General features: G+C 60.6%; 17 protein-coding genes. All 17 read right to left on the bottom strand.

Going from position 1 to position 12869, the window contains the following annotated elements:
* Positions 1-117: 117 nt before the first annotated feature.
* The 17 genes from ACT8X9_RS06800 to ACT8X9_RS06720 all read right to left on the bottom strand — a co-directional run bounded on the left by ACT8X9_RS06800 (position 118) and on the right by ACT8X9_RS06720 (position 12740).
* Positions 118-630, bottom strand: coding sequence for a regulatory protein RecX (locus tag ACT8X9_RS06800; protein ID WP_412590325.1), 513 nt, complete (start codon positions 628-630; stop codon positions 118-120).
* Positions 631-1815: a recombinase RecA gene (gene recA / locus ACT8X9_RS06795; protein ID WP_227621504.1), complete on the bottom strand. Its 1185-nt coding sequence runs from the start codon at positions 1813-1815 to the stop codon at positions 631-633.
* A gap of 129 nt (positions 1816-1944) precedes the next feature.
* Positions 1945-2880 carry a N5-glutamine methyltransferase family protein gene (locus tag ACT8X9_RS06790; RefSeq protein WP_444268509.1) on the bottom strand — a complete coding sequence of 312 codons (936 nt, stop codon included), beginning with the start codon at positions 2878-2880 and terminating at the stop codon, positions 1945-1947.
* Positions 2874-3824: a DUF1385 domain-containing protein gene (locus ACT8X9_RS06785; RefSeq protein WP_249233659.1), complete on the bottom strand. Its 951-nt coding sequence runs from the start codon at positions 3822-3824 to the stop codon at positions 2874-2876. The genes ACT8X9_RS06790 and ACT8X9_RS06785 overlap by 7 nt, the downstream gene beginning before the upstream one ends.
* A 61-nt stretch (positions 3825-3885) precedes the next feature.
* A complete protein-coding gene (locus tag ACT8X9_RS06780) occupies positions 3886-5307 on the bottom strand; it encodes an ATP-binding protein (RefSeq protein WP_444268508.1) in 1422 nt (473 codons plus the stop codon).
* A 22-nt stretch (positions 5308-5329) separates the two neighbouring features.
* Complete coding sequence (locus ACT8X9_RS06775; protein WP_227621508.1) at positions 5330-6031, bottom strand: response regulator transcription factor; 702 nt, start codon at positions 6029-6031, stop codon at positions 5330-5332.
* Between the two features lie 105 nt (positions 6032-6136).
* Complete coding sequence (locus tag ACT8X9_RS06770) at positions 6137-7450, bottom strand: hypothetical protein (RefSeq protein WP_227621509.1); 1314 nt, start codon at positions 7448-7450, stop codon at positions 6137-6139.
* 147 nt (positions 7451-7597) lie between these two features.
* The gene (gene rplQ, locus ACT8X9_RS06765; RefSeq protein WP_005934891.1) at positions 7598-7939 is read right to left on the bottom strand and encodes a 50S ribosomal protein L17; all 342 of its coding nucleotides are present in this window, start codon (positions 7937-7939) and stop codon (positions 7598-7600) included.
* Between the two features lie 26 nt (positions 7940-7965).
* The gene (locus ACT8X9_RS06760) at positions 7966-8922 is read right to left on the bottom strand and encodes a DNA-directed RNA polymerase subunit alpha (RefSeq protein WP_444268507.1); all 957 of its coding nucleotides are present in this window, start codon (positions 8920-8922) and stop codon (positions 7966-7968) included.
* Positions 8923-9035: 113 nt separating this feature from the next.
* Positions 9036-9638 (bottom strand): 30S ribosomal protein S4, encoded by a 603-nt coding sequence (gene rpsD, locus ACT8X9_RS06755; protein ID WP_015564648.1) that lies wholly within the window; start codon positions 9636-9638, stop codon positions 9036-9038.
* Between the two features lie 20 nt (positions 9639-9658).
* Positions 9659-10069: a 30S ribosomal protein S11 gene (rpsK, locus tag ACT8X9_RS06750; RefSeq protein WP_005934894.1), complete on the bottom strand. Its 411-nt coding sequence runs from the start codon at positions 10067-10069 to the stop codon at positions 9659-9661.
* Between the two features lie 14 nt (positions 10070-10083).
* Complete coding sequence (rpsM, locus tag ACT8X9_RS06745; RefSeq protein WP_015564647.1) at positions 10084-10455, bottom strand: 30S ribosomal protein S13; 372 nt, start codon at positions 10453-10455, stop codon at positions 10084-10086.
* Positions 10456-10537: 82 nt separating this feature from the next.
* Complete coding sequence (rpmJ, locus tag ACT8X9_RS06740) at positions 10538-10651, bottom strand: 50S ribosomal protein L36 (protein WP_005921832.1); 114 nt, start codon at positions 10649-10651, stop codon at positions 10538-10540.
* Positions 10652-10686: 35 nt separating this feature from the next.
* The gene (infA, locus tag ACT8X9_RS06735; RefSeq protein ID WP_227621510.1) at positions 10687-10938 is read right to left on the bottom strand and encodes a translation initiation factor IF-1; all 252 of its coding nucleotides are present in this window, start codon (positions 10936-10938) and stop codon (positions 10687-10689) included.
* A gap of 161 nt (positions 10939-11099) precedes the next feature.
* A complete protein-coding gene (locus ACT8X9_RS06730; RefSeq protein WP_444268506.1) occupies positions 11100-11273 on the bottom strand; it encodes a hypothetical protein in 174 nt (57 codons plus the stop codon).
* A 39-nt stretch (positions 11274-11312) separates the two neighbouring features.
* The gene (gene map / locus ACT8X9_RS06725; protein ID WP_249233661.1) at positions 11313-12104 is read right to left on the bottom strand and encodes a type I methionyl aminopeptidase; all 792 of its coding nucleotides are present in this window, start codon (positions 12102-12104) and stop codon (positions 11313-11315) included.
* 3 nt (positions 12105-12107) lie between these two features.
* Positions 12108-12740 (bottom strand): adenylate kinase, encoded by a 633-nt coding sequence (locus ACT8X9_RS06720; RefSeq protein ID WP_444268505.1) that lies wholly within the window; start codon positions 12738-12740, stop codon positions 12108-12110.
* Positions 12741-12869: the final 129 nt, after the last annotated feature.

Here is a 12869-nt window from a genome sequence, read left to right as displayed (position 1 = left end):
GCTTTTCTGGTTCTCTTTTGGCACGCAAAAGAGAACTTAGCCTTACCGCAACAGCGTTTTACCCCGCGCTACCAGCGCGAGAAGGATTTTCAGTTCTCTTTTGGCAGCAAAAGAGAACTAATCGTCCCCCTCTGCTCTCTTTATCGCCTCTTTGATGACCGGATACGCAAACCCCCGCCGGGCCAGCGCAGCCACAACAAGGTCTTTCCGCCCTGCGGCCAGCTTGCTGCGATACCGTCCCTCCACGAGGGCGGCGGCAGCTTCCAGCTCCGGGTCTTCGCCCGCTTCATCCGGGGCATAGACCTCTTCCAGCGCAGCAGAGATCTGCTGCGCGTCCAGCCCCTTCTGCCGCAGGTTCTGCGCGGCGGCGCGGCGGCTCTTGCGGGCAGCCAGCAGGCCGTGGGCGCGGGTCAGGGCATAGCGCTCGTCGTCCACATACTGCCGCTCCACCATCTCGGCCACCACAGCGGCGGCGGTGGGCTGGGTGAAGCGCCGCCCCAGCCGCTCATAGAGCTGGCCGGACGAAAGCTCCTGCCCGGCCAGAAGCTCCATCGCACGGGCGCGGGCCTTGGCGGCGTCGGTGGATTTTTCCTCCTCGGCCAGCGGACGGCCCCTTCTCGAAAAAGCCATTTAGTCTTCCACCATGATGTCCAGCTCGCTCTCGCTGCTGCGGGCCGGTGCTTTGACGACCGGCTCCTTGGAGGCGGAAGCGGTCTCGCCGCCCTCCTCCTTGTCCGCCGCAGCGGCAGCCTTGCCCACCGGACGGCGGGTGGCGTAGAGCTTATCCGCGTTGGCGCGGATCTGGCCCTCGATGTCGTTGGCGATCTCGGGGTTGTCCTTGAGGAACTGCTTGGCGTTGTCGCGGCCCTGACCCAGACGGATGTCGCCGTAGTTGAACCACGCGCCGCTCTTCTGGACGATGCCCAGCTTGACGCCCACATCCAGCAGCTCGCTCATTTTGGAGATGCCCTCGCCGAACATGATGTCGAACTCAGCCTCACGGAACGGGGGCGCCACCTTGTTCTTGACGATCTTGGCGCGGGTATGGTTGCCGATAAACTGGCCGGAAGAGTCCTTCAGGCCCTCGACGCGGCGGATGTCGATGCGGACAGAGGAATAATACTTCAGTGCGCGGCCGCCGGTAGTGACTTCGGGGTTGCCGTAGACGATGCCCACCTTCTCACGCAGCTGGTTGATGAAGACGCAGACGGTGTTGGTCTTGCCGATGACGCTGGTGAGCTTGCGCATGGCCTGACTCATCAGACGTGCCTGCAGGCCGACGTGGCTGTCGCCCATCTCGCCCTCGATCTCGGCGCGGGGCACCATAGCGGCCACAGAGTCCACAACGATGGCGTCGATGGCACCGGAACGCACCAGCGCCTCGCAGATCTCCATCGCCTGCTCGCCGGTGTCGGGCTGGCTGACCAGCAGCTCGTCGATGTTGACGCCCAGCGCCGAGGCATAGGCCGGATCAAGGGCGTGCTCGACGTCGATGAAGGCCACCTCGCCGCCCTTCTTCTGGGCCTCGGCGAGGATGTGGAGGGCCAGTGTGGTCTTACCGCTGGATTCCGGTCCGAACACCTCGATGATACGTCCGCGGGGCACACCGCCCACGCCCAGCGCGAGGTCGAGGCCGAGGCTGCCGGTAGAGATGGCGTCCACCTGCATGGCGGTGTTGTCGCCCAGCTTCATGATCGCGCCCTTGCCGAACTGCTTTTCGATCTGGGCCAGCGCCGTTGCCAGCGCGTCCTTCTTTGCGCCCGGCTCCGTCTTCTGGGTGGCGGGGGCGACATTGTTGTTCTGATTTTTTGCCATAGCGTGCTGCTCCTTTATCGCTTTACCTGCGGGGTGCAGGCTGTGCTGTACCGATTCTTTCCTCTATAGTATATCACAGATTTCAGATATGACAACAGATAGTTGTAGATATTTTTTATTTTCTCACGCTTATTCTGCTCTACGGGCCATTACGCAGCGGTCATTGCCGCCAAAATCCTTCCGGCAGGTGATGTCCACCCAGCCGTTTGCTTCCAGCAGGGCTTCCACAGCCTCCCGCTGCTGCCAGCCGATCTCCAGCGCCAGCGCACCGCCGGGGCGGAGGGCCTTCTGGTAGTGTTCCGCGATGGCCCTGTAAAATACGAGTCCGTCGTCCCCGGCCTCCAGCGCCATGGCCGGCTCTTTCGCCACCTCGGGCTGCAGCTCCCGCATCTCCTGCGCCGTCAGGTAGGGCGGATTGGAGACGATGAGGTCCAGCTGCCCGTCGGGCAGGGTCTGCCAGTAGGTGAAGAGGTCGCCTTCCACCGGCTCCGCAGCGCGGGCAGTCCGGAAGCCCCAGTCGAAGGCCGGGGCCTCAAAGGGCGAAGCATCCAGCACATTTTCGGTGCTGCCGCCCTGCCCCTTCAGGGCCAGATGGGTGTTCTTTTCGAGGTAGGCATAGGCCTCCGGGCTTTTTTCCACGCAGGTAACGACCGCCGCCGGGCAGAGCCGCTTGACGCCGAGGCCAAGACAGCCTGTTCCGGCGCAAAGGTCCAGCACACGCGGCGTTTCCACGCCTGCCAGCATCCCGGCAGCAGCTTCGGCCACCACCTCGGTGTCGGCGCGGGGGCAGAGCACCCCCGGCCCCACGGCCAGCTCAAAGTCGAGGAAGGGCCAGCTGCCGCAGAGGTACTGCAAAGGCTCCCGGGCTGCGCGGCGGAGGGTCAGCGCCTCCAGTCTGGCCGCTTCGTCGGCGTCCAGCGGGCGGTCTGTGAGCCGGGCGTCCCGGCCTGTGGCCAGCCGGAACAGCTCCCGGGCGTCGAAGTCCGCGTCGGGACAGCCTGCCGCCGTCAGACGCTCTTCCACTTCCCGGACGGCGGCCCGGGGCAGCATCCCTTCGCTCACCATGTTCCGTCCTCCGGCTTTTCGGGCAAAACGGGCGTCACGGCTGCAATGGCCACCTCGATCATGCTGTCATCGGGTTCAAAGACGGTCAGCCGCTGCACCCAGAGACCGGGCTGGCGAATGATGCGGGTTGCGAGGTTATCCGAGCGGCCGCACCATTTCAGCAGCTCGTAGCTGATGCCCATGACCACAGGCAGAAGCAGCAGCTTGAAGACCACACGGAGGCTGGTGCTGCTCCACGGCAGAACACTGTAGAGAAAGACGCTGACGATGACCACCAGAATGAGGAAGCTGGTTCCGCAGCGGGGGTGGAAGCGGGTATACTTGCGGACATTCTCCACGGTCAGCTCGTCGCCGGCCTCGTAGCAGGCGATGGTCTTGTGCTCGGCACCGTGGTATTCGAAGACACGGTGGATCTCCTTCATCTTGGAGATGGCCACCATGTAGGTCAGAAAGATGGCGACCTTGAGCAACGCTTCGAGGATGACCTTCGGCCAGCGGGTCAGGACGACCACCTTGCCGAGACCGCCCACCAGCACCGTGGGCAGAACGGTGAAGAGCAGGATGGCGAACAGACCGCCCACAAGGGCCGCACCGGCCATCAGGATGTCTTCGGCCTTTTTGCCCAGATGCTCGCCCACCCATTTTTCGAAGGCGGACTCTTCCTCTTCGGCGTCGTACTCGTCGCCCATGCTCACCTGTGCGGAGTACATCATGTACCGGTAGCCGGTAATGAGGCTCTCGATCATCGAGATGGCCCCCCGCACGATGGGGATCTTTGCCCAGATGCCGTGTTTGGGGGTGTCCTCGATCTTGGTCTCAATGGTGCCGTCCGGCTTGCGCACGGCGCAGCAGATCTGCTTCGGGCCGCGCATCATGATGCCCTCCATCAGGGCCTGACCGCCTACGCTGGTCTTGAAGCATTCCTTCTTGGGTTCGTGATTCATAAAATGGATTTCTCCTGTCCGTTTTTTAGCCTCTATCTTACCACATAAATGTGACAAAATCTTACTTTTTGTAGAGCGGCAGGCCCAGCGTCACTACAGTGCCCCGGCCCAGCGTGCTCTTGATGTCCATCGTGCCGTCGAGGGCGGTCATGATGGAGTCCACCAGTGCCAGACCGATGCCGCTGCCCCGCACCGAGTTGCTGCCCTTGTAGAACTTGGTCTTGACGTTTTCCAGATCTTCCGGCGGGATGCCCCGGCCCTGATCGAGGATCTCCACGAAGGCCTTGTACTCCCCGGCCCAGAGCTTGACGGTGATCCGCCCGCCGGGGGCAGAATATTTGATGGCATTGTCCATGATGTTGATGAACACCTGCCGCAGTCGGTCGGGGTCGGCGTAGACCGGGATCATCTCCTCCGGCTCATTGTACACCAGCACAAGCCCCTCCCGCTGGATGCGGGCCTCGCAGAAGAGCACCGCGTCGGTCAGCTCCGCCACGAGGTCGAGGGGGCGGCAGGTCATCTTGAGGCGTCCGTTCTGCAGGCGGCTGAAATCCAGCAGCTCCTCCACCATGTTGTAGAGGCGGGCCGTCTCGTTGTTGATGATCTCGAGGCCCTTGCGGTAGTTCTCGTCCGAGGGGTCGTCCAGCGTGCGCAGGGTCTCCACCCAGCCTCGGATGGAGGTGAGCGGGGTGCGCAGCTCGTGGGAGACAGAGCTGATGAACTCGTTCTTCATCTTTTCTGTCTCCTCGAGACCCTCAGCCATCCGGTTGATGGTGCCCCGCAGACGGTCTACCTCGTCCCGCTCGTCGCCGGTGACGGGCAGACGGACGTCCAGCTCACCCCGGGCGATGCTGGCGGCAGTGCGCTCCACCTGCCCCAGCGGCACCACGATGCTCCGCACAAAATAGAGTCCCGACATGATGGTAAAGGCCAGCACCGCCGTGCCCATGATGAGGGCCACCACCGCCGTCCGCTTGAGCTGCTGCCCCACCAGCGTCAGGCTGGTGACGAGGCGCATCGCGGCCACATCCTCGGCGGCATAGGGCACGAGGCAGCAGGCCGCCATGACCATCTCGCCGCTCTGGGTGCGGTAGATGGCGACGCCCTGCCCGTCCATAGCCTCCTGCGCCTGTTCAAAGTCGGTGCTGGTCACGATGCCCTCCGCGTCGGTGCCGCTGGACGAGGCGATCACGCCGCCGTAGCTGTCCAGCAGCATGAACTCGTATTTGTCCTTGTCGGAGAACTGCTCCACCATCCGGCGCAGCGCCACGCTGCGGCTGGCGGCGGTCTTCTGGCTCGTCTCGCCGGTGTACATCTTGAGCTGGCCGGTGATGGACGAAAAGCGGCGGTACATGGTCTGCTGGACGCCGTTGTAGTAGCTGCGGGTGGTGCTGTAGAGGAACATGACCTCCACCAGCAGCACCAGCAGCACCGTAATGAGCAGACTGCCCCGCAGCCATCTCCGGGTAATGCCGCTTCGCATGGCGTTTTCTCCCTTTCCGTCCTTACTCCTCCCACCGATACCCATATCCCCACACCGTGAGGATATGGGCCGGGTGGCTGGGTTCATCCTCCACCTTCATCCGCAGACGGCGGATGTTCACGTCCACGATCTTGACGTCACCGAAGTAGTTCTCGCCCCAGACCCCTTTCAGGATGCGCTCCCGCACCAGCGCAACGCCGGGGTTGCGGAAGAACAGCTCCATGATCTGGAACTCCACCTGCGTCAGCTCGATGGGCTTGCCCGCCTTGAGCAGGACGCGGCGGTTCTCGTCCAGCACAAAGCTGCCGCTTACCAGCGAGACCGGGGCCTGCTCCCCCGCCGCCGTGCTGGCCGAACGGCCTACGCGGCGGCAGAGGGCCTCCACCCGGGCCAGCAGCTCGCTGACGCTGAAGGGCTTGGTCATATAGTCGTCGGCGCCGATGGACAGGCCGCGGATCTTGTCCTGCTCCTGCCCCTTGGCGCTCAGGATGATGATGCCGATCTTCTGGTCGGTGCGGCGGATGGTCTCGCAGAGCGAGAAGCCGTTCATGCCCGGCAGCATCACGTCCAGAATGGCCGCATCGCAGCCCGGGCGCTGCTCCAACAGCGGCAGAGCCGCTTCGGCGCTGTCCGCCTCCACAGCCTCCATCCCGGCCAGACGCAGGTTCAGCGCGATCATCTCCCGGATGCTGGCTTCATCCTCTACTACCAGAACCTTGACCATTTATCGTTCCTCCGTTTCTCGCCTGCTTGCCCTGTGCGCAAGGCCCGGCATTTTACGAAAAATCATTTTTACTCCGTCAGCTTAGATCTGCCCGGCCTGAGAGGGCTAATTCAGCCGATACAGCGACCGGGAGAGCCGGTAATCCGGGTCCTCGATGGTCACATCCGGGCCGAGCTTTGCCTGCATCTGGCGGGACGCCACCACGCCGAGGCGGACCCAGCCCACCGCGCTCTCGCTGGAAGAGGCCATCCGGATGGTCAGCACCAGCTTATTCTCGTCCACTGTCCGCAGCTCCACGGCACCTTCCACCTCCGCGCTGTCGGTCAGCATCAGGTTGCCCTCCCACTCGATGGGCAGGGCGATATAGCAGCCCGTCTCCTCGTCCAGAAGGCCGAAGCTCTTCTCCGGCGCGGCGGCAGTGTAATCCATCCAGACGATGAAGTCCATCCGTCGGCTCTGGCTCATGTTCAGCAGGCCTGCCTCGTCGGGCTGGGTGGGGATCTCCACCGTGCCGTCGCCGTCCAGATCCCGGCTCACGAGGTTGGGTACGTTGCGCAGGGAGGCGTTGTACAGCTCCTCGCTGCTGATCTGAGATGCAGGCACCATCTGCTGGCTCTCCTCATCGAACCGCAGCAGCACCGAGGCAAGATTGTTGCCCGAGATGCCCGTCCAGCCGTCCAGCACCAGATAGTGCCTGCCGTCCGCACCGAGTCCTGCCGCCACCGAGGCGCAGCCCGAGAATTTATCCCCCGACAGCGCCATCACGGCCACCTGCTGGAAACGTCCGTCCTTGTCCACGGTCAGCAGCTCGATCTGGACGCCGCTGCCCTCCTGCGTGGACATCAGGATCAGGTCTTCGTTGCCGCCGCCGGTGATGTCCTCCACAAGGTACTGCTCATAGGCCTGTTCGAGGATGGCCGACACCTCGCCGTTCTCGTAGGAATAGACCGCCAGATAACGATCCTCCTGCGAAGCCGTATAACCCACCACCAGCTGGGCCGTGCCGCCCGCCTGAAGCTGCGCCAGCCGGACATTGTCCACCGTGTCGGCGAGACCCTCTACCGTCTGGCTCACCTGCCAGCTGCCCTCGCTGTTCTTGCGCAGAAAGGCGACGCATACATTGGAGGTAAGGGCCGTGGTGTAGAACACCGCCGCATCCTGCTGGCCGTCGCCGTCAAAATCCTGTAGGACGAAGGGGGAAAGCAGGTCGCCCTGCATCGGGTATTTCAGCTGGGCGCTCTCCCCCAGCCAGTCATTCAGGGCCGCTTGCAGCGCACCGTAATCGCCCGCAAGGCGGGGCGCGCGCAGCAGCTCCTCCACCTGTATCGTCTCCTGCATGGGGAAGCTGCACCCGGTCAGCAGCAGGCAGAGCGCCAGCGTCAGCGCCGCAGCCCGCAGCCATCCTTTGATTTTCAACATATCCCCTCCTGCCTGTGGAAATCTGCATACCATAACAGTATCAGTATATCACGCAAGGGGGACGATGCCAAGCGGCGAAAACAGAAAAAAGCCCCCTCCCGGACGGGAAAGGGCTTTTTGATACTGATCTTATTCAGTCAGAGAAGCTTAGACAAGCTCCAGAACTGCCATCTCAGCAGCGTCGCCGCGGCGAGCGCCGATCTTGATGATGCGGGTGTAGCCGCCGTTGCGGTCAGCGTACTTGGGGCTGATCTCGTCAAACAGCTTCTTTGCAACATCTTCCTTGGTGATGTAGGCGTAGACCTGACGCTTGGTGTGCAGGTCGCTGGCCTTACCCAGGGTGATCATCTTCTCGGCCATGGAACGAACGTCCTTAGCGCGAGTGACAGTGGTCTCAATCTTGCCATTCTCTAACAGGTAGGTAACCATAGCGCGCATCATAGCGTTGCGGCTGTCGCTGGTTCTACCGAGCTTTCTGGTACCGGGCATCCCGTTTCACTCCTTAACTTAATTATTTACTCATCGTCTGTGTTCAGCTTGAAGCCGAGGGAGTCCAGCTTTGCCATGACTTCCTCGAGGCTCTTGCGGCCGAGGTTGCGAACCTTCATCATTTCGTCCTCGCTCTTGCTGACCAGATCCTCCACCGTGTTGATACCGGCGCGCTTGAGGCAGTTGAAGGAACGGACGCTCAGATCCAGCTCTTCGATGGTCATCTCCAGAGCCTTCTCCTTGTCGTCGTTGGTCTTCTCCACCATGATCTCAGCGCCAGCGGCCTCGTCGGACAGGTTGACGAACAGGTTCAGGTGCTCGGTCAGCACGCGGGCTGCCAGAGAAACGGCCTCCTGCGCATTGATCGTGCCATCGGTCCAAACCTCGATGGTCAGCTTGTCATAATCGATCGCCTGTCCCACACGGGTGCTCTCGACATTATAATTCACCTTGAGCACGGGGGTGTAAATGCTATCAACGGGAAGAGTGTTGATGTCATTCTTCTCGACGATGGCCTGTTTGTTGCGCTCAGCGGGCACATAGCCGCGACCCTTATCGAAGGTCAGCTCCATGACGAGCTTGCCGCCCTCGCCGAGGGTTGCGATGTGCCACTCAGGGTTCAGGATCTCAATATCATCGCCCTGTTTGATGTTGTCCGCAGTGACCTCACAGGGGCCGACTGCTTCAACACGCACTGTCTTCGGACCGTCGGTGTACAGCTTTGCAGCGATACCCTTCAGGTTCAGGACAATCTCGGTAACGTCTTCCTTGACGCCCTCAATGGTGGAGAACTCGTGAACCACGCCGTCGATCTTGACGCTGGTCACGGCGACACCGGGCAGAGAGGAAAGAAGCACACGACGCAGGCTGTTGCCCAGTGTGATGCCAAAACCACGCTCCAGCGGCTCTGCCACGAACTTGCCGTAGCGGCCGTCGGGAGACAGGCTTGCCGTTTCGATTTTGGGACGTTCAATCTCCATCATATCTATGCCCTCCTTGTCAAACCGATGTTGCCATCGGCCCATTATTAAATTCTTTCAAAGAAAAGAATGCGAAAACCGGCCATCCACATGAAAGGCCAGGCCTTCTTAATGGATTACTTGGAGTACAGCTCGACGATGAGGTGCTCTGCAACTTCGTAGTCGATGTCGCTGCGCTCGGGGAGCTTGTTGACGACGCCCTTCAGGGTGCCGGCCTCACGGTCCAGCCAAGAGGGCAGAGCCACGACGGGAGCCTCAGGGCCAGTCAGCTTAGCGAACTTAGCAGAGCTGCGGCTGGACTCACGGACCTCGATGACATCACCGGCCTTGATCAGGTAAGAGGGGATGTTGACCTTCTTGCCGTTGACGGTGAAGTGAGCGTGAGAGACCAGCTGACGAGCGTCGCGGCGGGTCTGAGCAAAGCCCAGACGGAACACGACGTTGTCCAGACGGCGCTCCATGAGCTGGAGCAGGTTCTCGCCGGTCTTGCCGGGCATAGCCTCAGCCTTCAGGTAGGCGTTGTGGAACTGCTTCTCCAGCACGCCGTAGATGAACTTGACCTTCTGCTTCTCCTTCAGCTGAGTAGCGTACTCAGACTGCTTCTTGCGCATGTTGCCATTGGAGTTGCGGGTAGTATTCTTCTTTGCATAGCCCATGACCGCAGGAGAAATGCCCAGGGCCTTGCAACGCTTTGCGATAGGCTGCGTATTCTTTGCCATAATTCAGTTTCCTCCTTCGATCAGACACGACGGCGCTTCGGGGGACGGCAGCCGTTGTGGGGGATGGGAGTCACGTCCTTGATGAGGGTGACTTCCAGACCGGTGGCCTGAAGCGCACGGATAGCGGACTCACGGCCAGCGCCGGGGCCCTTGACGTAGACCTCAACGGTCTTCATGCCATGCTCGATAGCGACCTTGGCAGCAGTCTCGGCTGCAGACTGAGCTGCAAACGGAGTGCTCTTGCGGCTGCCGCGGAAGTTCAGGGAGCCAGAGGAGCACCAAGACACTGCATTGCCCTGCAGGTCGGTGATGGTGACGACAGTATTGTTGAACGTAGACTGGATGTGAGCCTGACCGGCTGCAATGTTCTTACGCTCTTTCCGCTTCATACGGACGTTTGCGCCCTTCTTGGCGTTATTTGCACTTGCCATTTCTCAGAACCTCCTTACTTCTTCTTGTTAGCGACCGTGCGCTTCGGGCCCTTGCAGGTACGTGCATTGGTCTTGGTGCGCTGGCCACGGCAGGGCAGATTCTTGCGATGGCGGGTGCCACGGAAGGACTGGATCTCAACCAGGCGCTTGATGTCCAGAGCGACGTTACGACGCAGGTCGCCCTCGACGATGATGTTAGCCTGATCGATGTAGTCACGGATCTTGGCCTCTTCTTCCAGAGTCAGGTCCTTGACGCGGGTATCGGGGTTGATGCCAGTAGCTGCCAGGATCTTGTTGGCAGTGGTCTGACCGATACCGTAAACGTAGGTGAGACCCACCTGAACGCGCTTCTCGCGGGGCAGGTCAACGCCGGCAATACGTGCCATAGTAGTTTTCCTCCAAAATCATCCCATGTCAGTGTCGGGGTCTGCGCCGGGACTCTACGCACTTGACCCCCAGGCGCCCGAATTAGCCCTGGCGCTGCTTATGCTTGGGGTTCTGGCAGATGACCATCACGCGGCCTTTGCGGCGGATGACCTTGCACTTTTCGCAGATGGGTTTCACGGAAGGCTTGACCTTCATGATGTTGAACCTCCTTTTGGTTGATACCCTGACGCTTATTTGGAGCGCCAGGTGATGCGGCCCTTCGACAGGTCGTAGGGCGACATTTCCACGGTTACCTTGTCCCCGGGCAGGATACGGATGAAATTGGTCCGCAGCTTGCCGGAGATGTGCGCTAAGAGGATGTGACCACTGGGAGCAAGCTTCCCGGTGTTCTTGTCCTCGCTCAACATTTCCACCTTGAAGATGGCGTTGGGCATGGCTTCACGCACGATGCCTTCGATCTCGATGACGTCTTCTTTAGACAAGCTAATTGCCTCCTCATTTGGATCTGCTCAGTTTGTCGTGTTGGGACGGACAGGCGGCGATGAAAGCCACATACTTCTTCTCCTGCGGCACGAAATCCGCAAAGTGGGCAGAGAATCCCTGTCCACCGAGAAAGCATCTGGCTGCCACGGCCATTTATAGATTATACACCTTTTGCATCCATTTTGCAAGTGGTTTTTTCCGTATTTCCGATAAAAATTTCTTGCTTTTTCAAAACAGTCTTTTTCCGCCCCCTGCATTGCCATTTCCACCGTGAAGATGAATCTTTTTCACCAAAAGTTGTCAGAATTGCATAAATGACGTCCTGCAAAGCCAAAAAAGACCTCCCCTTTCAGGGAGGTCTCGGCCTCAGTGCTTACTTGAAGCTGAAGGTGCTCGGGTCAAAATCGGGATCATCCCAGCTCTTGGTCATGATCTCGGTGTGATCCTTCAGGATGGCGATGGAATGCTCGAAGTGAGCCGCCAGACCGCCGTCCTTGGTCTTGACCGTCCAGCCGTCGCTCAGCTGCTTGATCTTGTAGTCGTACTGGCAGATCATCGGCTCGATGGCGATGGTCATACCGGGCACGAGGCGGGGGCCGCGGCCCTGATGGCCGTAGTTCGGCACCTCGGGGTCCTCGTGCAGCTCCCGGCCGGTGCCGTGGCCCACGAACTCGCGGACCACGGAGAAGCCTGCGTCCTCGCAGTAGCTCTGGACGGCATAGCCGATGTCACCGATGCGGTTGCCGGCTACGGCCTGTTCGATGCCCTTGTACAGAGCAGCCTTGGTGACGTCCAACAGGCGCTGGGCCTCGAGGTCGATCTTGCCCACCCCATAGGTGCAGGCGTTGTCGCCGTTGAAGCCGTCCACCTTTGCGCCGGTGTCGATGCTCACGATGTCACCCGGACGGATGACGATGTCATGCGAAGGGATACCATGGATGATGGTATCGTTCAAACTGATGCAGGCCGTTCCGGGGAAGCCGTACAGACCCTTGAAGTTGGGGATGCCGCCATGCTTCACGATGAAGTCATAGATCAGCTTATCCAGCTCCCAGGTGGTCATGCCTGCCTCGATATGCTCACCACCGTATTTCAGGGCAGCTGCGCTCAGAGCATTTGCCCTGCGCATACCGTCCAGCTCTTTCGCATTCTTGATCTGAATCACTTTTTATGCCTCCAAAGCCTTCATGATCTCTGCCGTGGTCGCCTCGATGGAGTCACTGAAGGGGATGACAGCCAGCTTGCCGCGCTGACGGTAGAAGTCCACCAGCGGCTCGGTCTGCTCGTGGTATGCCTTCAGTCGATCCAGCACGGTGGCGGGCTGGTCGTCCTTGCGGATGACGAGCTTGCCGCCGCAGCAGTCGCACACGCCCTCGACCTTGCTCTTCTTGTTGACGATGTGGTAGCTTGCGCCGCACTTCTCGCAGACGCGGCGGCCGCCCATCCGCTCAACGATGACATTGTCGGCAACGGACAGCTCCAGCACCTTGTCGATGCGGATGCCCATCTTCTCGATGGCCTCTGCCTGTGCGATGGTGCGGGGCACACCGTCCAGAATGAAGCCGTTGGCGCAGTCAGCCTCGGACAGGCGATCCTTCAGGATGCCGATGATGACCTCATCGGGGACCAGTGCGCCGGCATCCATAAAGCTCTTGGCCTTCAGGCCCATCTCGGTGCCGTCCTTGACGGCGGCGCGGAGGATGTTGCCCGTGCTGATGGCGGGGATGTTCAGTTTTGCGCAGATGATCTCAGCCTGCGTACCTTTGCCTGCGCCGGGAGCGCCCAACAGAATCAGATTCATAGAAATTTCTCCTCTCCTTATTTAAAGGATGGTTTTTTCTTCGAGTCCGCCGCGGTTTGGAGCCGCTAACGGCTCGCCAAAGCAAAAAAGCACTGAAAAGTCCGAGCATGCTCTCCTTTCCAGTGCTTT

Source organism: Faecalibacterium sp. (assembly GCF_052358865.1).
Classification (GTDB): Bacteria; Bacillota; Clostridia; order Oscillospirales; family Ruminococcaceae; genus Faecalibacterium; species Faecalibacterium butyricigenerans.
Note: the sequence above shows the minus strand (reverse complement) of the source record. Positions and strands in the feature narration are given on the sequence as shown.